At 45.7% G+C, this 23,531-nt stretch carries 21 protein-coding genes; 7 read left to right on the top strand and 14 right to left on the bottom strand.

The window, feature by feature from the left end; all coding sequences use genetic code 11:
- Positions 1–2 precede the first annotated feature (2 nt).
- Genes B0G85_RS07060 through B0G85_RS07050 form a run of 3 tightly spaced genes read right to left on the bottom strand, consistent with a single transcriptional unit; the run spans position 3 to position 3,091 of the window.
- The gene (locus B0G85_RS07060; protein ID WP_198508751.1) at positions 3–1,385 is read right to left on the bottom strand and encodes an aminopeptidase P N-terminal domain-containing protein; all 1,383 of its coding nucleotides are present in this window, start codon (positions 1,383–1,385) and stop codon (positions 3–5) included.
- The gene (gene murU / locus B0G85_RS07055) at positions 1,369–2,094 is read right to left on the bottom strand and encodes an N-acetylmuramate alpha-1-phosphate uridylyltransferase MurU (protein WP_100379746.1); all 726 of its coding nucleotides are present in this window, start codon (positions 2,092–2,094) and stop codon (positions 1,369–1,371) included. Before murU ends, B0G85_RS07060 begins: the two co-directional genes overlap by 17 nt.
- A complete protein-coding gene (locus tag B0G85_RS07050; RefSeq protein ID WP_100379745.1) occupies positions 2,087–3,091 on the bottom strand; it encodes an aminoglycoside phosphotransferase family protein in 1,005 nt (334 codons plus the stop codon). The genes murU and B0G85_RS07050 overlap by 8 nt, the downstream gene beginning before the upstream one ends.
- A 32-nt stretch (positions 3,092–3,123) precedes the next feature.
- Here B0G85_RS07050 and B0G85_RS07045 point away from each other — a divergent pair, with 32 nt between their 5' ends.
- From B0G85_RS07045 to rsmA, 4 genes are read left to right on the top strand one after another with little or no spacing between them, the layout of a single operon-like run.
- Positions 3,124–5,652, top strand: a complete 2,529-nt coding sequence (locus B0G85_RS07045) for an LPS-assembly protein LptD (protein WP_100379744.1) — start codon at positions 3,124–3,126, stop codon at positions 5,650–5,652.
- Positions 5,649–7,106 (top strand): peptidylprolyl isomerase, encoded by a 1,458-nt coding sequence (locus B0G85_RS07040; RefSeq protein WP_100379743.1) that lies wholly within the window; start codon positions 5,649–5,651, stop codon positions 7,104–7,106. Before B0G85_RS07045 ends, B0G85_RS07040 begins: the two co-directional genes overlap by 4 nt.
- On the top strand, positions 7,081–8,106 hold the full coding sequence (gene pdxA, locus B0G85_RS07035; protein WP_100379742.1) for a 4-hydroxythreonine-4-phosphate dehydrogenase PdxA: 1,026 nt from the start codon (positions 7,081–7,083) through the stop codon (positions 8,104–8,106). The genes B0G85_RS07040 and pdxA overlap by 26 nt, the downstream gene beginning before the upstream one ends.
- The gene (gene rsmA / locus B0G85_RS07030) at positions 8,103–8,882 is read left to right on the top strand and encodes a 16S rRNA (adenine(1518)-N(6)/adenine(1519)-N(6))-dimethyltransferase RsmA (RefSeq protein WP_100379741.1); all 780 of its coding nucleotides are present in this window, start codon (positions 8,103–8,105) and stop codon (positions 8,880–8,882) included. The genes pdxA and rsmA overlap by 4 nt, the downstream gene beginning before the upstream one ends.
- A 17-nt stretch (positions 8,883–8,899) precedes the next feature.
- On the opposite strand, the gene B0G85_RS07025 is transcribed toward rsmA, so the two are convergent.
- The 9 genes from B0G85_RS07025 to B0G85_RS06985 all read right to left on the bottom strand — a co-directional run bounded on the left by B0G85_RS07025 (position 8,900) and on the right by B0G85_RS06985 (position 18,885).
- Entirely contained in the window at positions 8,900–9,634 is a 735-nt protein-coding gene (locus B0G85_RS07025) for a lysophospholipid acyltransferase family protein (RefSeq protein WP_100379740.1), read from the bottom strand.
- 5 nt (positions 9,635–9,639) lie between these two features.
- Positions 9,640–10,212 (bottom strand): D-glycero-beta-D-manno-heptose 1,7-bisphosphate 7-phosphatase, encoded by a 573-nt coding sequence (gmhB, locus tag B0G85_RS07020; RefSeq protein WP_100379739.1) that lies wholly within the window; start codon positions 10,210–10,212, stop codon positions 9,640–9,642.
- Positions 10,209–12,347, bottom strand: a complete 2,139-nt coding sequence (gene glyS, locus B0G85_RS07015; protein ID WP_100379738.1) for a glycine--tRNA ligase subunit beta — start codon at positions 12,345–12,347, stop codon at positions 10,209–10,211. The genes gmhB and glyS overlap by 4 nt, the downstream gene beginning before the upstream one ends.
- 16 nt (positions 12,348–12,363) lie before the next feature.
- Positions 12,364–13,257, bottom strand: coding sequence for a glycine--tRNA ligase subunit alpha (gene glyQ / locus B0G85_RS07010; RefSeq protein ID WP_100379737.1), 894 nt, complete (start codon positions 13,255–13,257; stop codon positions 12,364–12,366).
- Between the two features lie 60 nt (positions 13,258–13,317).
- On the bottom strand, positions 13,318–14,817 hold the full coding sequence (gene lnt, locus B0G85_RS07005; protein WP_100379736.1) for an apolipoprotein N-acyltransferase: 1,500 nt from the start codon (positions 14,815–14,817) through the stop codon (positions 13,318–13,320).
- A gap of 32 nt (positions 14,818–14,849) precedes the next feature.
- The gene (locus B0G85_RS07000) at positions 14,850–15,689 is read right to left on the bottom strand and encodes a CorC family transporter (protein WP_100379735.1); all 840 of its coding nucleotides are present in this window, start codon (positions 15,687–15,689) and stop codon (positions 14,850–14,852) included.
- A gap of 54 nt (positions 15,690–15,743) precedes the next feature.
- On the bottom strand, positions 15,744–16,202 hold the full coding sequence (gene ybeY, locus B0G85_RS06995) for an rRNA maturation RNase YbeY (RefSeq protein ID WP_232725979.1): 459 nt from the start codon (positions 16,200–16,202) through the stop codon (positions 15,744–15,746).
- 1 nt (position 16,203) lies between these two features.
- On the bottom strand, positions 16,204–17,556 hold the full coding sequence (miaB, locus tag B0G85_RS06990) for a tRNA (N6-isopentenyl adenosine(37)-C2)-methylthiotransferase MiaB (protein WP_100379733.1): 1,353 nt from the start codon (positions 17,554–17,556) through the stop codon (positions 16,204–16,206).
- Positions 17,557–17,622: 66 nt separating this feature from the next.
- The gene (locus B0G85_RS06985; protein ID WP_100379732.1) at positions 17,623–18,885 is read right to left on the bottom strand and encodes a putative Na+/H+ antiporter; all 1,263 of its coding nucleotides are present in this window, start codon (positions 18,883–18,885) and stop codon (positions 17,623–17,625) included.
- 81 nt (positions 18,886–18,966) lie between these two features.
- Between B0G85_RS06985 and B0G85_RS06980 the strand changes: the two genes are divergently transcribed.
- Positions 18,967–19,368, top strand: coding sequence for a rhodanese-like domain-containing protein (locus B0G85_RS06980; RefSeq protein ID WP_100379731.1), 402 nt, complete (start codon positions 18,967–18,969; stop codon positions 19,366–19,368).
- An 88-nt stretch (positions 19,369–19,456) separates the two neighbouring features.
- Positions 19,457–21,358 carry a molecular chaperone HtpG gene (htpG, locus tag B0G85_RS06975; protein WP_100379730.1) on the top strand — a complete coding sequence of 634 codons (1,902 nt, stop codon included), beginning with the start codon at positions 19,457–19,459 and terminating at the stop codon, positions 21,356–21,358.
- 95 nt (positions 21,359–21,453) lie between these two features.
- Here the strand turns inward: htpG and B0G85_RS06970 are convergent, their stop codons facing one another.
- Together B0G85_RS06970 and B0G85_RS06965 are read right to left on the bottom strand one after the other, a co-directional pair.
- Entirely contained in the window at positions 21,454–21,741 is a 288-nt protein-coding gene (locus tag B0G85_RS06970; RefSeq protein WP_100379729.1) for a YMGG-like glycine zipper-containing protein, read from the bottom strand.
- A 50-nt stretch (positions 21,742–21,791) separates the two neighbouring features.
- Complete coding sequence (locus tag B0G85_RS06965) at positions 21,792–22,154, bottom strand: Rap1a/Tai family immunity protein (RefSeq protein ID WP_100379728.1); 363 nt, start codon at positions 22,152–22,154, stop codon at positions 21,792–21,794.
- Between the two features lie 135 nt (positions 22,155–22,289).
- Here B0G85_RS06965 and B0G85_RS06960 point away from each other — a divergent pair, with 135 nt between their 5' ends.
- Positions 22,290–23,492, top strand: coding sequence for an ammonium transporter (locus B0G85_RS06960; protein ID WP_100379727.1), 1,203 nt, complete (start codon positions 22,290–22,292; stop codon positions 23,490–23,492).
- The last annotated feature ends 39 nt before the right edge of the window (positions 23,493–23,531 follow it).

Below are 23,531 nucleotides of genomic sequence, written 5' to 3'. Positions count from 1 at the left end.
GATTAACTATTTTTCATCACTGCTTCGATTTCATCTGCATCAACTGGAACGCCACGAGAAATCAATTCACAAGCAGCATCATTTACGACTGCATCATCTTCTATTCGGATGCCAATGTTCCAGAATTTTTCATCAATGTCATCAGCGGGGCGCACGTATAAACCAGGTTCGATCGTTAAAACCATGCCAGGTTTTAAGATACGAGAAGGCTTTTCTTCGGGACTCTTTAACCCTGGTATTAGTGTTTCGCGATAGGACCCCACATCATGAACATCCATGCCAAGCCAGTGCGAGGTACGATGCATATAAAAACGACGATAGGCAGCAGTTTCTAGCGCGTTCTCCAATGAACCTAGCTCAGACAATTTAAGTAATTGCTCGTCGAGTAGGCCTTGAGTTAATACCCTAAGTGCAGCTTCATGTGGCTGCATAAAAGTATTGCCGGGCTTAGTTGCCAAAATTGCAGCTTCTTGTGCCGCAAGTGTGATGTCATAAAGCGCTCGTTGGGGCCCGGTGAATTTTCCATTGACTGGGAAGGTGCGAGTGATATCGGAGGCATAGCCATCTAATTCACATCCTGCATCAATGAGGCAAAGCTCACCACTGCGTAATTGGGCAGCGCCGGCACGATAGTGAAGAATGCAAGCATTGGCACCGCTAGCCACAATGCTGTTGTAAGCAACACTTTGTGATCCATTAGAACGGAATTCATGCAGTAGTTCAGCTTCTAAATGGTACTCACGCATACCCAGCTTGCAAAATTGCATTGCACGAATATGGGCTCGTGCAGAAATTTGTGCAGCACGGCGCATAGTGTCAATTTCATGGACGTCTTTAAATAAACGCATTTCATGAATAAGGGTTTCAACATCATGAAACTCAGATGGAGGATTTACGCCAGAACGGGCTTGTTGACGCACTTTTTTCATCCAGTGGCGCAGGCGACGATCGGCTTCAGCACTTTCAGATAGTCGAACATAAACGGCATCTTGATCGGCTAATAGTTCACTTAGCTTTTGATCTAGATCGTGGTGGCTATGTGCGTACTCCACTCCTAAAGCGATGGGCGCAGCTTGGGGGCCTAGACGAATACCATCCCAAATTTCTCGTTCAGGATCTTTAGGTCTACAAAATAAGTGAGACTCAAGTTGGGGTTGATGTTGACTGCCACTAATGTTGAGAACCAATGTTGCCCCGGGTTCCTCAAAACCAGTGAGATAAAAGAAATCACTATCGTGGCGATAGGGATATTCACTATCGCGATTACGAGCAGCTTCCGGTGCGGTTGAAATGATGGCAATTCCACCACCGGTTTTGGTGCATATCTGCTTTGCTAGGGCAATACGGCGTTCTTGGTAGATAAGATTGTTATTCATGTGCTGCATTGAGCTCTTGTAATCGTTGCGGTGTACCTACATCGTGCCATGGTCCTGTATATTTTTCACCGGACACCTGATTTTCTCTCATGGCATCCCTTAGTAAAGGGGCTAACTTGGCTGATTTGCCGATTGCTAGGTTTTTGAAAAGGTCCCGGTGATAAAGGCCAATACCTGAAAAGGTTAGCTTTTCGCCCTGACCCGACAGATTTTCGGATACCCGTGCATCCAAAAGATCAAAATCCCCCTCGGGATGATGGGCTGGGTTGGGAACCATAATGAGATGGGCCAAGATTGGTTTTTGGGTGTTTCTTAAAACTGTGAGCGTATTTAAAAGCTGCTCAATCGGAAAATGAGGGCAAAACACATCCCCGTTGATTACCAGAAAGTAATCCTCTGTATTGAGGTGTGGCAGTGCCTGCCGTATACCACCGGCAGTTTCTAATGCAGTTTTTTCTGGCGAGTAGGTGATATTCAAATGAAATTGATGTCCGTTACCAAGCGCATCCTCAATTTTTTGTCCTAGCCATGCATGATTAATGACGACATCTTGGATGCCTGCTGTATTCAATGCCTCTAGATGCCAAGCTAATAAGGATTTACCTTTAATAGAAAGTAGTGGTTTTGGTGTTTCATCGGTTAGTGGACGCATACGCTCACCTCTGCCTGCCGCCAGAAGAAGACAAGGGATCACATTAGCGCCTATTGAATCAGGCATCTGGATCACGTCGAGTAGATTCCAAGATTCGCGCTAAGGGTTTTAATTCAATATATCGATTGGCAGTAGCAATCGCGTACTCAAGTACTAAGGGGATATCTTTGAGATAAGTCTCTTTACCATCGCGGTAAAAGAGTCTTGCAAAGATGCCCAGCACTTTAAGGTATCTTTGCAAGCCCATCCATTCAAAGTCACGATAAAACTGGCCAAAATCATTTGGCATTGCAAGGCCTACTTTGCGACCCTCTTCCCAGTATTTAATCACCCAGTCAATCACACGCTCTTCGGGCCAAGCAATGTAGGCATCGCGCCATAAAGAAGCAGCATCATAGGTAATGGGTCCATACACTGCATCTTGAAAGTCGATTACGCCCGGATTATTTTTCTCAGTCACCATCAGATTGCGTGAATGAAAGTCGCGGTGTACGTAGACCTTCGCTTGAGCTAAATTATTTTCGATGATGAGGGAAAAAGTATTCTGAATTTGCAAGTCTTGCGCTGCTGTTAAGGGCAAGTGCAAATGTTTTCCTAAGTACCACTCTGGAAATAAATTTAATTCTCGTTGAAGTAGTGCTTGATCGTAGTTGGGTAATACATTGGATTTGCTAGCTAGTTGCATTTTTACTAAAGCATCAATTGCATCTTGATAGAGTCCATCTGCTGATTCTGAATTTAAGGCAGCCAAATAAGTTTGATTGCCTAAATCACCAAGCAGAAGAAAACCTGCCGCAATATTTTTCTCGTAGATTTTGGGGACATACAAACCCGCTCTCTCTAGCAATAAATCTACCTTCAAAAAGGCATCCAGGGGTTCATATTGGGGTGGGGCGTCCATGACGATCAAAGAGCCAAAATCGGGGTTTTTGGAGTGAATTCGAAAATACCGACGAAAGCTGGCATCTGCAGATGCAGGGGCTAAAGTGGACATATCTAATTGCCAGCTAGCTTCAAGGCCTGTTAGCCAGTTTCGGAGGGTATCTAAGCGGGAGTCGGTCATGGTCGATTCGTATAATAAGCGGGTCTGGATCTATGAGTCATTATCGCCTTCGTGCCGGCCCTTGTGCCCCTCTTTTGAATACTGTAACCCTGCGCTTAATGTTGGGGGTAGCGTTGTCACAATTTGCACTTCTAAGCTCAGCTCAGGCACCCGCTCCATTGGCACCTTCTTCGCAGTCATTAAGTAACGCCGCAAATGCTATTTTGATACCTGACCGGGGCGGCGTTACTGTTTTGAAATTAGATGACCAATTACGTGTTGGTAAGCCCATTGAAGATGGCAAAGCACTGACTTTTACCTCCAGTGATTCAATAGATGGCGTTGTCGATCGTGAGATGCGTTTAAAAGGGCGTGCACAAATTCGTCGTAATGGCGCAGTCCTTAAGGCGGATGAAATTAAATATGATCCCGACTCTGATGTAGCAAACTTAGTTGGTAATACGGAGCTCTCTAAAGGCAATGCTTCTTTTAAGGGGCCTAAGGCACGGTTTAAGGTCGATGCACGTGAAGGTGAAATGGATTCACCAATTTATGAGCTCAAAGATAATCGCGCTAGCGGCACTGCGAATAAATTAAGCATTCAAACTGCAGATGTTTTTGTGTTCGACAAGGCCACTTATACAACTTGCACTCCAGAAAACTTAGATTGGTATTTTACGGCTAGCACGCTGGAAATTGACAATGAGCAAAAGGAGATGGTTGGTACTCATGGGGTAATGCGATTTTTCGACGTGCCGATTGCCTATGTTCCCTATTTCTCAGCACCAACCTCCAAGGAGCGTCGGTCCGGAATTTTGGCGCCCGTTGCTGGCTATAGCTCTAGAAACGGTATCGATATCACTCAGCCCTACTATGCCAATATCGCACCAAACCGAGATTTATTATTGTTACCTCGTGTGATGGGTCAACGCGGTGTTCAATTGGGCGCGAAGTATCAATTTCTAGATCAACAGTATGCGGGTACCTTAGCTGGCGACTACCTCCCCTACGATCGCAAAACGGGTACGGATCGTTGGCGATATGACTGGCAACAAAGACAGAATTTCAGTGGCGCTTTATTGGGAATGGGTGGTATTCCAATTGCAGGGGCGTGGACGGGCTATGCCAACGTTGCTCGCGTTTCTGACAATTTGTATCCTACCGACTTTTCACAAAGTATCGCTGGTGCGGTGACTAGCCAGTTTCGTCAAGAAGTAGGCACCACTAAAGGTTTGACGGGGAGCTTGAGTAATTGGAATGTATCTGCCAGGGCATTAACCTTTCAAACCTTGCAGCCCGATCCAACAGTCACTGTTCAGTCGCCTTACAACATATTGCCTAACGTAAATGCAAGCTACAGCAATCGCCTAACCCCCACAGTAGCGGATGCCTCTGGAAAGTATCTTGCTTTGCCTTCTGGACCGGTAACTACATTCTCAACCGATTACACGCGGTTTTCCTATAACGTGAACAGTAATTTAGCGGCAGCTCCAGCGGGCTACCTGTATAGCCAGGCTGACCGGACAGTCATTAAAGGCGCTATGGCCTTACCTCAAATCACACCGGGTTATTACGTGACTCCAAAGGTGAGTTTTCAGGCGAATAACTATGCAGCAACCTCTGTAACGCTAGGTGCGCCACCTCCCCAAGGGTTTGCAATTCCTACACTGAGCTTAGATTCAGGTTTGTCATTTGAAAGAGATGCAGCAGAACTCAAAGGATTTTTTGGGCGTGACATGCTGCTCACAATGGAGCCCCGAGCCTATTATGTATATACCCCTTATCAAAGTCAGGCAATGACACCCCTATTTGATACTTCTGATGCCGGTTTTGGCGTAACCCAGATTTTTAGTGAAAACACGTTCGTCGGTAATGATCGTATTTCCGATAACAACAAGTTAACTGGGGGCATCACGAGTCGCATGATTGAGGCGGGTACTGGCGCAGAGCGTGCCAACGTCACTCTTGCTCAAAGACAGTCGTTCACAGCTCAAAAAGTGGGATTGAACGGCAACATCATTAACCCAAGCACCTATTCTGATACTTTGGGCTCTGGATCGATACGCCTACTTGGTAACTTTAGTGCCGATATGTTTGGGCAGTACAACACCCAGCTAAACAAATTTGTTCAAACAACTGTGGGTGGTAGCTGGCGTCCAACACCTGGCCGAAGTCTTAATTTCGGTTACCGAAATGTCTGGACTCCACCAACGCAGTCCTTTGGACCCACTCCAGCCACCCTAGCGCAGACCACTACCGACCAATATAACGTGTCCGGTCAATGGCCCTTGACGCGTGAGGTTTCGGTTTTAGGGCGCTGGGGCTACGACGCTTTATCAACCAGAACACTCAATACTTTGGTTGCTCTTGAGTGGATGCGGGATTGCTGGACATTCAGAGGCGCCTACTCACAGGTACTCAACACTTCACAAATCACAACCACACAGGTTTTATTCCAAATTGAATTTAGGGGCTTTGGTAGCGCTGGAAGTAATCCAGTTGATATCATGAAGCTCAACATCCCAGGATATCTGCCTACCTCTAAGCCTATACCGCCTTCAATATATGAGAACTATCAATGATGCATAGCACTTCATTCAAACAAGTCTTAGCTGCCATTCTTTGGCTTGGCGCTTCCTTGCTGCCTCAGTTTGCTTTGGCGCAAAACAGTCTAAAAACTACACCAACGGTAGATAGCAAAATTCGGAATATTGATGGTGTGGCTGCCGTAGTCAATACCGGCTTTGTGACCCGCAAAGAAATTGATGATCGTATTGCTGCTCTACAAAAACAGGGAGGCAAACTACCCGATGCTACTACGTTGCGCAAGACTGTATTAGAGCGCTTGATTATTGAAAAAATTCAATTACAAAATGCAGAGCAAGAAGGAGTCTCTGTAAGCAACAAAGAGCTCGATAAAATTATTGGAGACATTGCTGTAAAAAATAAACTTTCACTTGCTGAATTGAAAGTCAAAATTGTTGCTACCGGCAGTAGCTATGAGCGTTACCGGCAAATGTTGCGTGACGATGTCATTTTGAGTCGGTATCGTGAGCGTGAAGTAGAGGCTAAGATCAAAATTTCTGATGCAGAAATTGATAATTTTATTACTGATCGCAATCGTGCTGTGGCGGGTGCAGGTGGGGGCGCCACTCGTTCTATCCCCGCAGGCAAGGGTGAGCCAGAAGAAATAGATGTGGCGCAGATCTTTATTCCAGCTGATGCCGCTGCAGGAGCGGGTGCTCAGGCAGAGGCAAAGAAAAAGGCAGAGTCTTTATTGCGGGATGCCCGAGGAGATGTCGATTTTTTGCAGTTAGGCGCATTAGCTGCCAAAGATAATCCCAAGATTAAGTTTCAGGAATTGGGCTATCGCACGCCCGACCGCCTTCCACAATTATTTTACGAAGCTATTAGAAATACTGGTAGCGGTCAGGTTGCCAATGCGGTGGTTAAAAGTCCTGCTGGTTATCATGTTTTAAAAGTATTGGATCGTCGTGCGTTAGTTGTTAATGCTGAGCCTCAGCAAGCTGCTCCTCAAGAAAGTGCACCTACTACGCCTCAGAACATTATGGTGACGCAGACAATGTCCCGTCATATTTTGCTTCGTAGTCGTGAGGGCTTAACAGACCAAGATGCTGAGAGGCGTTTAGCGGGTTATCGTGATCAAGTGCGTGCTAAAACTGCAGATTTTGGTGAGCTGGCCAAAAAGTATTCTGAAGATGGCTCGGCTGAGAATGGTGGAAATCTCGGCTGGATGGGTCCAGGAGATTTAGTGCCTGAGTTTGATCAGGCAATGAATCGCCTGCAAATTGGGGAGGTTAGTAATCCAGTGAAAACTGAGTTTGGCTGGCACTTAATTCAGGTACTAGAACGTCGTGAGGCGCAATTGACTATAGAGAAACAACGTCAGTTTGCCCGTGCAGCGATTCGGGAGCGTAAGTTCGACCAAGCCTATCAAGACTGGTTACGTGAATTGCGCGATACAGCGACAGTCAAGATCCTTAACGCCGATGATCCAGCATCCAGCCCCCGTTAATTTGGTTATTTGCTCCGGTGAGCCAGCAGGAGTAGGGCCCGAGATTTCTATTGCGGCTGCACTTGCATTTCTGAAAGAGCAGGCTGGGGTTCGAATTACCCTGCTGGGGGATAGTAGCCTCTTTCGTAATGCGACAATTCCAGTGGAGGTCGGCGACCGCCTGCATGTTCAATCTAATCCTCTGAGAGTTCCAGTAAGGCCCGGTGTACTTGATCCGGCCAATGCTCAGTATGTTCTGGATATTCTCGATACTGCAACGACCGCTTGTCTTGAGGGTCGATTTGATGCCATGGTAACGGCACCAGTGCACAAGAGTGTGATCAATGATGGTCTTCCTGTAGGTAGTCGTTTTTTCTCAGGCCACACTGAATACCTCGCCAATCTGTGCAAACAAGATCATGTAGTGATGATGCTCTGTGCAAGCTTACCGAGAGGATTTTTAGGGCTGCATCAGTCGCGAGATTTGAGAGTAGCCCTAGTAACAACCCATTTACCTTTAAAGGATGTGCCTGCTGCGTTAAGCCAGGATTCTATTTTAGAAACAATCCAGATTGTGGATCAGGACCTTCGTACTCGATTTGGAATTGCAATGCCATCGATCCGAGTCTCAGGCTTGAACCCTCATGCAGGAGAGTCTGGATATTTAGGCCATGAAGAAATCGATATGATTATTCCTGCAATCAAGGCTGCTCAAGCTTTAGGCATTCAGGTGAGCGGGCCTTATCCTGGCGACACCATGTTTGATGCTGGCACTTTAGAAACAGTAGATGCTTTTATTGCGATGTATCACGATCAAGGCTTGGCGCCATTTAAGTTTGTTAGTTTTGGTGGCGGAGTTAATGTGACTTTAGGTTTGCCAATCATTCGAACTTCTGTAGACCATGGCACAGCTTTAGATATTGCTGGTCAGGGAATCGCTGATTCCAGCAGCATGTTGGAGGCACTTCGCTTGGCTTATCAATTTGCGCAGCATTCTAAAAATAGAAATACATCCACATGAAGCATCAAGCACGAAAACGCTTCGGCCAAAATTTTTTACAAGATTCCGGTGTTATTTATTCGATAGTTGCTGCCATCAATCCTGATAGCAATATGCATATTATGGAGATCGGTCCTGGTTTGGGCGCGCTGACTAGACCTTTGCTCAGTAACCTTGATCACTTAGATCTTCTGGAGATAGACCGAGACTTAGTAGCATATTGGAAGCAAGAGGATCTGAAAGGGCTAAACGTCATTGAGGGAGATGCGCTTCAATATGACTTTCTGGGCTGGGCTAAGGCTAAATCTTCTGGTGGCGCTTCATGCAAGGTAGTGGGTAATCTGCCCTACAACATCTCTTCTCCGCTACTCTTTCATTTGGTATCTGCAGCGCATGTCATTGATGAGCAAGTGTTTATGCTTCAGGCTGAGGTAGTAGAGCGGATGGTTTCTAAGGCAGGGGGCTCAGAGTTCTCTAGATTATCCGTCATGCTGCAAGCACGGTACGACATGGAGCTGGTATTGGAGGTGCCTCCTGAAGCATTTGATCCCCAGCCTAAGGTCAACTCCGCAGTTGTGCGCATGATCCCTAGGCAAGATTTTGATTTGAACGATGCTCAGTGGCGCGCCCTAGAGAAGGTAGTGGCAGCGGCGTTCTCTCAGAGAAGAAAAATGTTACGTACCAACTTATCTTCCTACGCGGACAGAATCACTTTGTCAGAATCTGAGTTAAAAGCACGTGCCCAAGATATTTCAGTGGAGCGCTATGTTGAGTGGGCTAAAACGCTCGCTGCTTAATTCTCTAGGGATGTAAATTATGGGTATGCAGTAGGATCAATCACTCGCATTTCTGCTTCAATCCACCGCTCTACTTCTTGATGTAATTGGCCGCCTGTCTTGCCGGCAGAGGGAATGGCAGGGCCAATCGAAAAAATGACGGTGCCAGCTTGTTTCATAAAGCTATTCTTGGGCCAGCAACGACCTGCATTGTGCGCAATAGGAATAACCAAAGCCTCGGTGGCACTGGCAAGTCTTGCGCCACCTTTGCTATAGGGTTGATGTGAGCCTGTAGGCGTTCTCGTACCCTCTGGAAATAACAATATCCACTTGCCCTCGCTGAGGCGCTTACGCCCTTGCCCCACAACAGACAGCGCTGCTGTTTCTTTGCTAGCCCGGTTAATATGAATCATTTTGAGTAATGCCAAGGCCCAGCCAAAAAATGGAATCCAGAGTAATTCTCGCTTAAAGACAAAGCAGACTTGCTTAGGGAGCAAAGCAATATAAGCAATAGTTTCATAAGCCGATTGGTGCTTGCTGAGGACAACTACAGGCTGATCGAGGACCGCAGTCATATTCTCCATCCCGCGGATTTCATAGGAGATACCGCAAAGTGGTTTCAGTATCCAGATGACAACTTTATTCCAAAGGCCAATAAAGCGATAGCGGTTCTCAGGATTTAAAAATGGAAATACGATGATGCAAAGTACAGACCATATCGGCGTAAAAATCAATAAAAACAAGGCAAACAGAGTGGAGCGTAAAAAGACCATTTTTCTTAAACCTTATCCTGTATCAGTGCGTTTGCAAAAGCCAATAAATCCGCATGAATGTGAGTGCCTTCAGGCAGACCGCCTGCTTCTAACGTCTTGCGGCCTTTTCCGGTCAACACTAAATGGGGGCTGGCACCAAGGGCAACGCCTGCTTGAAGATCTCGTAAGGAGTCACCTACTATAGGGATACCCAGTAGCGGGTTACTACCATTGGATTGTTTGTAGCGTAAGGCAATTTCTTTCATCATGCCTGGCAAGGGCTTGCGGCAATCGCATGCATGCGCATCCAGATGGGGGCAGAAGAAAATACTATCAATATGACCGCCTAATGGTTTGAGTAATCTTTCCATCTTGCTATGCATCGCATGCAAATCATTGATGTTGAAAAATCCTCGAGCCAAACCTGATTGATTGGTGGCTACCGAAATTTGGTAGCCTGCTTGGTTTAGCAGAGCAATTGCTTCTAAACTACCCGGGAGAGGAACCCATTCCTCGCTTGATTTAACATAGTCATCTCGATCTTCGTTGATCACACCATCGCGATCCAAAATGATTAATTTAGTGGAGCTAGTGCTCATGCTAATTTGCCGAGGTCGGCAATAAGATTCATTTTCTGGTGAAGTTGTTGCAAGAGAGCCAGGCGGTTATCGCGTAACTCTGGATTGGGATCCATAACCATGACATCAGCAAAGAACTGATCAATTGGATTGCTCAGTGCAACCAGCGCTTGGAGAAATACTACAAATTGCCGTTGCGCATAAGCTGTTTTCAGCTGAGGGGCAATACTTTCTAGCGCTTTAAAGAGTGCAACTTCTGCAGGTGCTTGCAGTAGTGCGTTTGAACAGTTTTCCGGGATGACAGTAGTAGTCTTCTTTAAGATATTGCTGATTCGCTTATTAGCTGCAGCTAGCTGACTAGCTTCTGGAAGGGCGTTAAATTCACGCAAAGCAGTTAAACGATCCATTAGATCGTTGAGTTGGGCAGGAGATTGGCTTAAAACAGCATCAATCTCACCAGCGGTAAATGGCTTGCCAGCAACAGATTGATCTCGCAAATAAGCGCGCAGACGATCGATGATGAAGGCATAGATATCGTCACCATTTGCTTTTTCTTGAACATCCGATTGTGTGAACTGCCGACGAGCTAGGGCAATCAAAGCAGGCAGACTTAAGGCAAGATTCTTTTCTAACAAAAGACGACAGATTCCTAAGGCATGGCGACGAAGTGCATAGGGGTCTTTATCGCCTGTTGGGGCAAGTCCCACACCCCAAATACCAATCAAAGTCTCAAGCTTATCGGCAATCGCTAGAATCGTGCCGGTCTGCGTTTCAGGTAAAGCATCCCCGGCAAAGCGTGGTCTATAGTGCTCACTGCAAGCAGAGGCTACATCCTCATGTTCGCCATCATAGGTAGCGTAGTAACGTCCCATGATGCCCTGTAGTTCTGGAAACTCGCCAACCATATCGGTTAGTAAGTCTGTTTTTGCAATTTCAGCGGCACGACTCGCAAGCGATTCATCTGCGGACAATGCCTGAGCGATGCCAACGGTAATTGCTTGAACACGTTGTGTTCGCTCAAACTGATTGCCTAGTTGATTGTGATAAACCACTTTTTTAAGATCAGCTACTCGTGAGGCTAACGGCCTTTTTTGATCTTGCTGAAAAAAGAAACGGGCATCAGATAAACGTGGGCGTATTACACGTTCATTACCGGCAATAATCGCCTCTGGTGTATCAGTTTGAATATTCGAGACAATTAAGAAACGATTTCTTAATTTACCTTCTGAATCTGTCAGGGCAAAGTATTTTTGATTGGTTTGCATCGTCAAAATTAAGCATTCCTGAGGTACTTCCAAAAATTCAGAATCAAAATGACATTCGTAGATGGCGGGCCATTCCACTAAGGCAGTGACTTCATCCAATAAACTATCGGGCATCAGTACTGAGTCGCTACCGGCTGCTTTTAGTAAGGCAGATTCAATATATTCGCGTCGCTGATTAAAATGAGGTAAGACTTTGGCTTGAGTCGTGAGTGCGGCAACATAGCTATCAGCACAGGCAATGGTGATGATGTCAGAAGCCAAAAAGCGATGACCTTCAGTCTGATTATCAGCATCAATACCTAAGGCGCTGAGCCTCAATACCTGATCACCATGGAGCGCAATAATGCGGTGTGCTGGACGAGCAAATTCGACATCTGCTAATTGGCCATTTTTCTGTAGCACTTGATAGTGCATCATTTTAGCGATGGGTAGCTTACCCAGCGTATGCACTAATGCTTGTTGTGCGGTTTTCTCTAAAGTGGCGCCCTGGGCAATCACATTCAGAAAGAGGGCTTCATTTTTACCTTCGCCTGATTTTTCTAGAGTGGATAAATCGATATCGGGATATCCCAGTGCACTCAACTTCTTCAGTAAGGGTGCAGTGGGTTTTCCATTAGCATCAAATGCAATACTGGCAGGCAATAATTTTTCACGTACAAGGTGGTCAGGTGCCTGACTCAAAACCTCGGTAATGTGTACTGCTAGTCGACGAGGTGTAGCATAGCTACTGACAATAGAGTCTTCCCCAAGAAGCCCGGCGGATTTAAGGGCATCGTAAATGCCAACACTAAAGGCATCCCCAAGACGGCGTAAAGATTTTGGGGGGAGTTCCTCAGTAAAAATTTCAATCAGTAGACTGGCAGTTTGAGGGGATGGGTTTGATGTACTCATAGTAGACTTAGGAATCTCAATCGGCTGTGAGCAAAGAAGGGCGTTGACACATTGGGAACCCTAATTTTTCGCGTGACTCAAAATAGGCTTGAGCTACTGCGCGAGAAAGGTTGCGAATGCGACCAATGTAGGCGGCGCGCTCAGTGACAGAGATTGCACCGCGGGCATCTAATAGATTAAAAGTATGACCCGCTTTAAGAACCATTTCATAAGCGGGAAGCGCTAGTGGAACTTCCATGAGACGCTTTGCTTCATTCTCATAGTTGGTAAAATTAGCAAAGAGTAACTCTGTATTTGAGTGCTCAAAGTTGTAGCACGATTGCTCCACTTCGTTCTGGTGATACACATCACCATAGGAAACACCATCTGCCCAAACCAGGTCGTAGACATTAGAGCAATTCTGGATATACATTGCCAGGCGCTCAATACCGTAAGTAATTTCACCTAAAACCGGTTTGCAGTCCAGGCCACCCACTTGCTGGAAATAAGTGAACTGAGTCACTTCCATGCCGTTCAGCCACACTTCCCAGCCAAGCCCCCAAGCGCCAAGTGTTGGGTTTTCCCAGTCGTCCTCAACAAAACGTACGTCGTTCTGTTGGAGGTTTAAACCTAGTGCAGCCAGTGAGCCCAAATAGAGTTCGAGAATATTTTCTGGCGCAGGTTTGAGTACAACCTGAAATTGGTAATAGTGCTGCAAGCGGTTCGGGTTTTCTCCATAGCGACCATCTTTTGGTCTGCGTGATGGTTGAACATAGGCAGCTTTCCATGGCTCAGGACCAATGGCCCTCAAGAAAGTGGCTGTATGAGATGTACCCGCACCGACTTCGAGATCAATGGGTTGCAATAAAGCACAACCTTGTTGATCCCAATAATCTTGGAGTTTAAGAATGATTTGCTGAAAAGTAAGCATGATTAACCTGGCTAAGGTGTTGATTTTACATGGCTAAGCTGGAAAATTCGGAAATCACTTCTAAATACGTCTTTGACGAATCCACCCTAAGATCAGTAGGAGGGTAGAAAGGGTCAAAATAGGGGCACTACCCCAGAGTACATAAGGAGTTGTGCCTGCATACGCTTGTACCTTCGTACTCAAAGTATCCTGAGTCCATTGTTTGAGTTCTGCCAGTACAGCGCCATCAGGCCCTACGACAGCAGTCAGGCCGGTATTGGTAGCGCGCAGGCCGGGAAGCCCGGTTTCGAGTGATCGCAATTGGGAGAGTCTTAATTGTTGCTTCGGTGCCTGAGAATTTCCAAACCAGGCTAAGTTGGTGACATTAATGAGGAGATTTACTGGCTTGATACTTTTACGAATTCTGGAGGCTAACTCTTCACCAAAGACATCCTCATAGCAAATCGTGATGGCAGCGTTTAGTGTTTCTTGGCCTAGACGTTCAATGCTAAAGGGGGCTTGATCTAGCTTCCCTCGTGCAAAGTCACTCATCGGAACATGAAACGCGTTCACAAACCAATGAAAGCCAGGTGGAACGAATTCGCCAAATGGCACCAAATGTGACTTGTCATATTGATAAGGCGCCCTATTGGGAGATAGACCCTGTATGCGATTGGAATACTGAACACCCTGTGTGTTCGATGTTTCACCAATTACCCCAAGCAATACATTACTAGCGCTGTTAGTGGAAAAATCTTGTATGGATTGAAGGAGTCCTTCAGGTAGATTGCTTTGGGGCCAAGGGTAAGCGGTCTCAGGTGTGATGATGAGGTCAGCCGCTTGACTTTCAATTGCCTTGGTATAAAAAATAAATTGCTGTTCAATCGACTCTGGGTTGAACTTTAAGCGTTGCTTAAAATTACCCTGAATCAAGCGCACGCTGAGGGGTTCTCCAGTCGGCTTAGTAAAGCTCCAAAGACTGGCCAACTGTGACAATGTGATGGCAGCAACAATGCAGGTAGCACTAAAAAAGAAATTCTTTTTAAGTTGAAAAATTTCCCAAGAAACCCAGACAGCAAGAAAAGTACAGGCCAGTCCGCCCAGTAGTGGTGCCACCCAAGCAAAAGGCCCATTGACTTGAGCTTCGGCAAAACCCATCCAGGGAAAGCCAGTAAAAATAAATTCGCGGATATATTCCACAATCACCCAGCTTGAGGCAAGCACGAGACCGCTGAGATACCGATTTTTTTTCAGACGCAGAATTAAGCAGGCAGTCGAGAAAAACAAGGCCATTACTGTGGCCAATAAAAAGACAGCAATACTAGCAATGACGGGGTGCATGCCACCTACATCATGCAGGCTAATATAAATCCACCACAAACCAAGTACAAAGTAACCTAAGCCAAAAGAGAGACCTAGTAAAAATAGTTTTTTGATGGATGGGTTTGCTTGTGTAGATATTTGCCACCACACTAAACTGAGCAGTGGAATCTGAATCCACCCTCCATAAGGGAGCTCTGCAGCGCCAGCAAGCAGCATTCCGGTAACCAACAGCATCGCTAGGGCAATGCTGTTGGGCATTCTTAGCAAAGGCCGATCAGTCACGGTAGTGCTTAGTTAGTATTTTTTGGCAGCTGCCGTGCAAGCAGGATATGAATCTGTCTTGGGTCTGCACGTTGTATTTCAAATTCGATACCTTCGATGGAGATACGCTCTCCTATTTTTGGTACGCGTCCTAGATGCTGAATGACGAGGCCGGCAATGGTCTCAATGCCTTCAACATCAAATTGAGTGCCAAGGGCCTGATTGAATTGATCTAGCTCAGTGATGCCCTTAACGCGCATATCCCCATTATCTAGGGCGATGAGGTTATCTGCCTCCTCATCGATGTCATGTTCATCTTCAATGTCACCAACAATCTGCTCCAGTACATCTTCAATGGTGATGATGCCGGCAACACCACTGTATTCATCAACCACGATTGCTAGATGGTTTCGATTATCTTTAAAGTCTCTCAATAAAACACTGAGTCTTTTAGATTCCGGAATAAATACTGCGGGGCGTAACCAGTCCCTCACCTGAAAATCTTTTTCAGTGGAGTGCCGAAGTAGGTCTTTGGCTAATAAGGTGCCAATGACGTTATTGCGACTTCCTTCAAAAACAGGGAAGCGTGAATGCGCAGCAGTAATGACGTTTTTGATAATCTCAGATAAGGATAAGTTGATATCAATCCAATCAATTTGGGCGCGTGGTACCAAAATATCGCGAGCAGATAATTGCCCTACCTGGAAGACACCTTCAATCATGGATAAGGCATCTGCATCAATCAATCCCTCGATTTGTGCATCTCTGAGGGTGTCAATCAACTCTTGACGGCGTACTGTTGGACTGCTCGGCTGAGATGTCAGAAACTCAGAGAGGCGCTCTAAAAGGGATTTATTGGGGTCAGGCATAGTAAAAGAATAGCTTAGAAAAAAAGATTTCAATAAAAGAGTGACTCAATTACCCTAAGCTGGCGCGTAAGGGTCTGTAAAGCCTAACTGCTGTAGAAGGTCGATTTCATGGCTTTCCATCTTTTGAGCCTCTTTAGGGATCTCATGATCCAGTCCCTGGGCGTGCAGGCAACCATGAATGACTAAATGCGCTAAGTGGGCTTTTACGGCCTTGCCTTGATCGTAAGCCTCTTCTTGAATGACGGGTAGGCAAAAAATAATATCGGCAATGACGGTTTTTTTTGTCAGTTCGTAAGGAAAGGTGAGCACGTTAGTCGCCTTATCTTTGTGACGATAAGCAGCATTTAACTTCCTTCCCTCTGCACAGTTCACAAAACGAAGCGTGATGACACCGCTTTGCTCAATTGCTGTATTTACCCATTTTTTAATTAATGTAGATGAGGCAATTGCCCCTAGCTTTTTTTCAAGTGCTGGGCTAGCTACCTGAATGTCAATAACTAATTTGCTAGGCATCTTAATGCGATGGGGCAAGGACATCTACTAATTCACCTCTTAGTGTGTAATTGAGCACTTCAGTAATATGAATGTCGACCATTTGACCAATCAGGGATTCCTTCTCTGACTCTGGTGCCGTAAAGTGAATAACGCGATTATTGGCAGCACGACCCTGAAGATTGACACCATCTTTTGCTAAACCTTCAATCAACACTCGCTCTGTATGGCCAAGCATTTGTTGGCTGATCTGATTTGCTTGAGATTCCACTAGGGCTAGCAAGGTCTGCAAGCGTTTGAGCTTGATTTCATGTGGAGTGTCATCGCTGAGATTGGCTGCAGGCGTTCCTGGACGTGGGCTAAAGATAAAGCAAAAGCTGTTATCGAAATGAAGTTCTTCGACCATTTGCAGTAGTTTGGCAAAATCCGCATCGGTCTCGCCCGGAAAGCCGACAATAAAGTCACTAGAAAGCGTTAGGTCAGGACGTACCGCTCGCATCTTGCGGATGATGCTTTTATATTCTAGACAGGTGTATCCCCGCTTCATAGCTGACAGTATGCTGTCCGAGGCATGCTGCACCGGCAAGTGAAGGTGGCTTACTAATTTAGGCACTTTAGCATAAACGTCAATTAAACGCTGAGTAAATTCTTTTGGGTGGCTTGTTGTAAAGCGAATTCTTTCTACCCCAGGAATTTCTGCGACGTACTCAATGAGTAATGCGAAGTCGGCAATTTCTTCTGTGCCCCCCATCTTTCCTAAATAGGCATTGACGTTTTGACCCAGTAAAACAATTTCTTTTACGCCCTGATTGGCCAGGCCTGCCACTTCGGTAAGCACGTCATCAAATGGGCGCGATACCTCTTCGCCACGGGTGTAAGGCACTACGCAGTAACTACAGTATTTAGAGCAGCCTTCCATGATCGAGACGTATGCAGATCCTTTGGTTTGGCGTGAGGCAGGCAAGTGATCAAACTTTTCAATTTCAGGAAAAGAGATATCCACTTGAGGCCTGCCAGTGATGCGACGTTGCGAAAGGAGATCTGAGAGTCTATGCAATGTCTGAGGTCCAAAAACCACATCTACATAAGGAGCTCTACTAATAATTTGCTGGCCTTCTTGGCTTGCAACGCAACCACCAACGCCAATCAATAAATCGGGCTTGATTTTTTTAAGTTCACGCAAACGACCTAGGTCTGAAAAAACCTTGTCTTCTGCTTTTTCACGTATAGAGCAGGTATTGAGCAGGACCACATCGGCATCTTCCGGAGTGTGGGTAATTTCCATGCCGTCGTTAGCATGCAAGAGATCGGCCATCTTGCCCGAGTCATACTCGTTCATTTGACAGCCGAAGGTTTTGATATAGAGCTTTTTCATATGCCGTTCTCAGGTTTATAGCTGGGGGCCAAACTCAGATTTTACGGGATTTGGGTGAATAAGCCCTTATAAAAGTCTGAATGCCATAATCGCTACGATTGTGGGTGGAACGGCGGCAACAAATAGGAGCCCCGCAGAAACGGCGGCATTCGGAAAATAGTGGCGCAAAATAGCCAAACCAGCAGGATTAGGCGCATTAGCAATCACTGTTAAACCACCGCCCGCGACAGCCCCACCAACCAAAGCTAATTTGAACTCTGGAGAAGTGCCTGTGACCAGCGAGCCTAGATAGGTCAGTGCGGCATTATCGGTAATCGCAGTTAATGCCAGGCTTCCATAAAATACAGCCGTGGGACTCATTTTTTCTAATATCGGTTGTAGCCACCAGCCTTGTAATGCCCCCAATACGACAAGTCCGGCTAGAAAGAATCCAACTAGCAATGCCTCGCGCAAAATTAAGGGGCTTTGATGTTTTGGGTACGCGGCCGTAAAGCCAATAAAAAATAGTAAGAGCCACATAAAGATGACGGGGTCGTGAGCAAAACTAACAATGCCAGCTAAAAAGAAAAGATGAATTGCTGTAATAGTGACTGGGATGCGGACTGGCTTAGTATTTGGCGATGGCTCAACTAATTGCTTTTGAAAGAGGAGTGTGACTGCTAGCGCATTAATCACGATAGCGATACAAGCCTCAAAGCCAAAGTTGGCAAACATGAATGCTGAACTCCAGCCCCAAGTAGAGGCAACCATTAATACCGGCGGCGCTGCAAAGTTAGTGAGTGTTCCACCGATGGAGATGTTGACAAATAAAACACCTAGGGTTCCAAAGAGTAAATAGGTAGTGCATTTGTGGCGATAAACTAAGTCGCGTAATAAGAAGGCGGCAAGCGTCATCGCTGCAGGCTCGGTAATCAGCGAGCCTAATAGCGGAGTCACGCTAAGGGTCAAGAAATAAAGAGCAGGTGCTTGCTTTATTCGAAAGAGACTTTGTAGGCCCTTACCCATCTGCTGCAAAATGTGTGTAGCGAAATGCAAGATAGGCTTAGTTCCCGCAACCACCATAATTGCAAAGACAAATAATGGCTCAGTGAAGTTACGTTCACTAGCATATCTTTTGGCAGTGGCTAAATCATTCGCGAGCCACATAAAGATAATCAAAATAGCAGCCCAAAAACCAAAGACGACTTCGACCTCTCCGAGTAGATGCCATAAACCGGCATGTCGGCGAGATTTTTTCGCTAGGTCCTCGAAATACGAGGCGCAAAAAGTATGAAGGACGGCAATAGCAAAAATAATGCTCGCACCCAGTTCTGTAGGCGTAAAGTTCATACAGACATGTTATCAGTACTCGCGATGACCATATATTGAAGATCAACTAAATAAAAATGCTATTAATTAAGGAGTTTTTATATGCAATTAAAAATAGGGTACCAAGAGCTCGTTGCTCAAGCGATGGCAGAAGTAGATACGCTTTCTTTGGCAGAGGCGAAATTAATTCTGGGCGATGAAGGTACTGTTTTTGTAGATATTCGTGATATTCGAGAGCTGGAGCGTGAGGGGATGATTTCAGGCGCGATCCATGCCCCACGCGGCATGTTGGAATTTTGGGTGGATCCAGAAAGCCCTTATTACAAGCCTATTTTTGGTGGAGGTAAACGCCTAGTGCTCTATTGCGCCTCTGCTTGGCGCTCTGCTTTAGCTGCCCAAACCCTTCAAAAAATGGGGTTTCCTGGTATTTGTCACCTAGAGGGTGGTTTTGGTGCCTGGAAAAAGGCTGAATTACCGGTAGCGCAGAAGCAGCCAAAGCCCTAGGCTATTCAGATTTTAAGCCGGGTCTTGAAATTGCCTTAGCAGCCCCCATGTAATGAGAGTTCAGTTTATTGATTAAAAGGGTATTCGTATGACGACAGTAAATAAAGAGACTTTGGGCTTTCAGGCCGAAGTAAAGCAGCTTTTACAACTCATGATTCATTCCTTGTACTCCAATAAGGAAATTTTTCTCCGTGAATTAATCTCTAATGCATCTGATGCCTCTGATAAATTGCGTTTTGAGGGTATTGAGCATCCAGACTGGTATGGGGATGATCCCGAGCTAAAGATCAAGGTGAGCTTTGATAAAGCTGCTCGCACCGTCACTATTGCTGATAACGGTATTGGCATGAGTCGTGAAGAGGTGATCTCCAATCTAGGTACGATTGCGCGGTCTGGCACCAAAGAGTTCTTCTCTAAGCTGTCGGGTGATCAGCAAAAAGATGCGGCTTTGATTGGTCAGTTTGGCGTTGGTTTTTACTCTGCTTTTATTGTGGCTGATCGTATTACCGTTGAGACCCGTCGCGCAGGATTACCTGCCCAGGATGGCATTCGCTGGGAGTCCGATGGCTCTGGCGAATTTACTGTAGAAAATGTCGATCTTGCGCAGCGCGGCACTGCCATCACGATGCACTTACGCGAAGGGGAGGATGATTTCCTTTCCACTCAAAAGCTTAAATCGATTATTCGTAAATACTCCGACCACATCTCCCTACCTATTCAGATGAACAAGGAGTCATGGGACGATGATAAAAAAGAGCAAGTCATTCAAGATGAGATGGAGAGCATTAATCAATCAAGCGCACTGTGGGCGCGCTCTAAGTCAGAAATTACAGAAGAGCAATACACCGAGTTTTATAAACATCTATCTCATGACTATGAAGACCCTCTGTGCTATTCATTAAACCGAGTAGAGGGTCGTAGTGAGTTTACTCAACTCCTATATGTTCCTACGCGGGCACCATTTGATTTATGGGATCGCAATAAGCGTGGCGGTATCAAGCTGTATGTAAAGCGAGTTTTCATCATGGAAGATGCGGAACAATTACTGCCCATGTACCTTCGTTTTGTGACGGGTGTGATTGACTCAGTTGATCTACCCTTAAACGTTTCTCGTGAAATTTTGCAAGAGTCACGTGATGTCAAAGTCATTCGAGAGAGTTCTACTAAGCGCGTGCTCAGTATGTTGGAAGATTTAGCCAATAATGACGATGAGCTTAAAAAAGAAAAGTATCGAACTTTTTGGACCCAGTTTGGACAGGTTCTTAAAGAGGGCATTGGTGAAGATCAGCCCAATAAAGAACGGATTTCTAAGTTACTCCGTTTTGCAAGTACCCATACCGATTCTGCAGACCAGGCCGTTTCCTTGGCGGAGTATGTAGCTCGTATGAAAGAAGGTCAAGACAAGATTTATTACGTGACGGGCGATTCTTTTAACGCCGCTAAAAATAGTCCGCATTTAGAGATCTTCCGCAAAAAAGGAGTAGAAGTTTTATTACTGACTGATCGCGTAGATGAATGGATGCTGTCATTCTTTACGGAGTTTGATGCAAGGCAGATGACTTCAGTGGCAAAGGGTGGTTTAGATTTAGGTAGCCTAAGCGATGAAAAAGAAAAACAAGAGCACGAAGAAACTGAGAAGGGTTTTAAAGACTTGCTAGATCGGATGAAGGTAGTTTTGGAGGATAAGGTGAAAGATGTGCGCGTGACCTTCCGCTTAACCGATTCACCTGCATGTTTGGTGTCTGATGAGGATGAGCTTTCCGGTAACTTATTGCGTATGCTCAAAGCTGCAGGACAACAAGCGCCCGAGACAAAGCCGATTCTGGAAATTAATCCAGAGCACCCAATGCTTCTCAAGTTAAAGTCTGATGATAAGCAGTTTGATCAGTGGACGCAGATCTTATTTGATCAAGCTTTGTTGGCAGAAGGTGGCCAGTTAAATGATCCCGCTGCTTACGTCAAACGGATTAATCAGCTATTGCTTGCTTAATACTGTAGTCCAAAATAAAAACCCGACTTACCTATTATGGTGAGTCGGGTTTTTTGTTTTGAGGCCTTAAATATTAATCAGTACAGCTCTGTTTTTTAGTTTGGTGCTTGAGCTGGTTTGTTATTTTTGCCAGCGTTATAGCCAGAGTTGTATTCAGAAGCCTGTTCTTTTTTGTAAGCATCGTATACATAGCCTGATGCTGCACCGACTGCCGCGCCGCCTACTGCTCCCCAGATTGGGTTGCCATGAAATATAGCGGTACCTACTGCACCAGCTGCTGCACCAATACCTGCGCCTGATAATGTGCGCTGTTCTGTATTGTTCATGTTGGAGCATGCGGTCATTGCTAGGATGACTGATGTCATTAAGATTAATTTTTTCATATTAACGGATCCTTTTGTCTTTATAAGTTGGTTAGTTCATTTGCCAAAGATTATTTTCTGGCACAAGGAAAGCGTGATGCTAAAAATCCTAAGAAGACACCGGCAGCAGGCTTATCTGATGTCTGTTGGTTTGTTTGCGCAAACGTCACAAAATCAGCAACGACTTCATCGCGCGATGGTGCAGGTTGTTTTACACAAATATAAGGTTTTGCTCGCTGGGGATGACGTGTTGCAAGGTAAGTATCGTAAATTGCAGTGGTGTATCCAACACAAAAGCTGCGAGACTCTGGGCTTGCGGGTAGTTTGCAGGTGGTGACCAATTCTTGAGTGCTTAGCACCTGTACTTTGGTTTGAGCATGCACTAGGCCTGTCAATGTTCCTAAAACGATTAAAGCGAATAAGATTTTTTTCATGGGATCTCTCTTGGATGTATTAAATCTAATAATAACCCGTTTATTTGTACTAATAAGCACCAAATAGGTGCAATTTGATTTCAGGATAGCTATAAAAATCCCCATAATGATTCAAAAAACAGAGGGAGTAATTCGATGGATACTTTGAAATCAGGCAGTGATGTTCTTTTTATCTTGCTCGGCGCCATTATGGTGCTGGCAATGCATGCTGGTTTTGCATTTTTAGAACTAGGTACTGTCCGTAAGAAGAACCAAGTGAATGCTCTGGTAAAGATCTTGGTTGATTTTGCAGTTTCGACTATTGCCTATTTCTTTATTGGCTACAGCATCGCTTATGGGGTGGATTTCTTCTCTGGTGCTGAGCTTCTTGCGCAGAAAAATGGATATGAGCTCGTCAAATTCTTTTTCTTGCTGACTTTTGCTGCCGCAATCCCGGCCATCATCTCTGGTGGTATCGCAGAGCGTGCCAAGTTTAATCCTCAACTAATTGCCACTTTCCTCTTAGTGGGTTTTGTTTATCCCTTCTTTGAGGGCATTGCCTGGAATCAGCACTACGGTATTCAGGCGTGGATAAAGACATTGACTGGTGAAGAATTTCATGACTTTGCTGGGTCTATTGTGGTCCATGCAGTCGGTGGCTGGATTGCCCTACCAGCAGTGATCTTGCTGGGAGCGCGCCAAGGTCGTTACACCAAAGAGGGTCAGATCGCAGCGCATCCTCCCTCAAGCATCCCTTTTTTAGCATTGGGGGCCTGGATCTTAGCGGTAGGTTGGTTTGGCTTTAATGTCATGAGTGCACAAACGATCGACAAGATTAGTGGCTTAGTGGCTATGAATTCATTAATGGCTATGGTGGGAGGCACTTTAGCTGCGTGGGTTGTTGGCCGCAATGATCCGGGTTTTACTTACAACGGCCCATTGGCAGGTTTGGTAGCGGTATGTGCGGGCTCTGATCTAATGCATCCAATGGGCGCATTAGTAGTGGGACTAATCGCTGGCGCACTATTTGTTTACATGTTCACTTTGGTACAAAACCGCTGGAAGATTGATGATGTTTTAGGCGTGTGGCCATTGCATGGTCTTTGTGGCCTGTGGGGTGGCTTGGCGGCAGGGATTTTTGGTACTAAAGCGCTTGGTGGTCTAGGTGGCGTCACCTTTACGGGGCAATTGATGGGTAGCCTTCTGGGTGTTGGTATCGCCTTAATCAGTGGATTTATTGTGTATGGTGCCTTAAAGGCCATCATGGGCATTCGGATGTCTCAAGAAGAGGAGTACGAGGGCGCAGACCTGAGTATTCATCGGATCTCATCAACACCAGATCGTGAGTCCAACTGGTAACAAGGACGCTTTGTCCAAAATAGAGCCATGATTCCTTGC

It is taken from the genome of Polynucleobacter brandtiae (genome assembly GCF_002797575.1).
Classification (GTDB): Bacteria; Pseudomonadota; Gammaproteobacteria; order Burkholderiales; family Burkholderiaceae; genus Polynucleobacter; species Polynucleobacter brandtiae.
This window is presented reverse-complemented; position numbering and strand designations above follow the sequence as displayed.

What these genes read in the sequence shown, in the direction of transcription:
- B0G85_RS07060 (WP_198508751.1), bottom strand. Translation starts at nt 1,385, where the DNA reads ATGCAGCACATGAATAACAATCTTATCTACCAAGAACGCCGTATTGCC.
- murU (WP_100379746.1), bottom strand. Translation starts at nt 2,094, where the DNA reads ATGCCTGATTCAATAGGCGCTAATGTGATCCCTTGTCTTCTTCTGGCG.
- B0G85_RS07050 (WP_100379745.1), bottom strand. Translation starts at nt 3,091, where the DNA reads ATGACCGACTCCCGCTTAGATACCCTCCGAAACTGGCTAACAGGCCTT.
- B0G85_RS07045 (WP_100379744.1), top strand. Translation starts at nt 3,124, where the DNA reads ATGAGTCATTATCGCCTTCGTGCCGGCCCTTGTGCCCCTCTTTTGAAT.
- B0G85_RS07040 (WP_100379743.1), top strand. Translation starts at nt 5,649, where the DNA reads ATGATGCATAGCACTTCATTCAAACAAGTCTTAGCTGCCATTCTTTGG.
- pdxA (WP_100379742.1), top strand. Translation starts at nt 7,081, where the DNA reads ATGATCCAGCATCCAGCCCCCGTTAATTTGGTTATTTGCTCCGGTGAG.
- rsmA (WP_100379741.1), top strand. Translation starts at nt 8,103, where the DNA reads ATGAAGCATCAAGCACGAAAACGCTTCGGCCAAAATTTTTTACAAGAT.
- B0G85_RS07025 (WP_100379740.1), bottom strand. Translation starts at nt 9,634, where the DNA reads ATGGTCTTTTTACGCTCCACTCTGTTTGCCTTGTTTTTATTGATTTTT.
- gmhB (WP_100379739.1), bottom strand. Translation starts at nt 10,212, where the DNA reads ATGAGCACTAGCTCCACTAAATTAATCATTTTGGATCGCGATGGTGTG.
- glyS (WP_100379738.1), bottom strand. Translation starts at nt 12,347, where the DNA reads ATGAGTACATCAAACCCATCCCCTCAAACTGCCAGTCTACTGATTGAA.
- glyQ (WP_100379737.1), bottom strand. Translation starts at nt 13,257, where the DNA reads ATGCTTACTTTTCAGCAAATCATTCTTAAACTCCAAGATTATTGGGAT.
- lnt (WP_100379736.1), bottom strand. Translation starts at nt 14,817, where the DNA reads ATGCCCAACAGCATTGCCCTAGCGATGCTGTTGGTTACCGGAATGCTG.
- B0G85_RS07000 (WP_100379735.1), bottom strand. Translation starts at nt 15,689, where the DNA reads ATGCCTGACCCCAATAAATCCCTTTTAGAGCGCCTCTCTGAGTTTCTG.
- ybeY (WP_232725979.1), bottom strand. Translation starts at nt 16,202, where the DNA reads ATGCCTAGCAAATTAGTTATTGACATTCAGGTAGCTAGCCCAGCACTT.
- miaB (WP_100379733.1), bottom strand. Translation starts at nt 17,556, where the DNA reads ATGAAAAAGCTCTATATCAAAACCTTCGGCTGTCAAATGAACGAGTAT.
- B0G85_RS06985 (WP_100379732.1), bottom strand. Translation starts at nt 18,885, where the DNA reads ATGAACTTTACGCCTACAGAACTGGGTGCGAGCATTATTTTTGCTATT.
- B0G85_RS06980 (WP_100379731.1), top strand. Translation starts at nt 18,967, where the DNA reads ATGCAATTAAAAATAGGGTACCAAGAGCTCGTTGCTCAAGCGATGGCA.
- htpG (WP_100379730.1), top strand. Translation starts at nt 19,457, where the DNA reads ATGACGACAGTAAATAAAGAGACTTTGGGCTTTCAGGCCGAAGTAAAG.
- B0G85_RS06970 (WP_100379729.1), bottom strand. Translation starts at nt 21,741, where the DNA reads ATGAAAAAATTAATCTTAATGACATCAGTCATCCTAGCAATGACCGCA.
- B0G85_RS06965 (WP_100379728.1), bottom strand. Translation starts at nt 22,154, where the DNA reads ATGAAAAAAATCTTATTCGCTTTAATCGTTTTAGGAACATTGACAGGC.
- B0G85_RS06960 (WP_100379727.1), top strand. Translation starts at nt 22,290, where the DNA reads ATGGATACTTTGAAATCAGGCAGTGATGTTCTTTTTATCTTGCTCGGC.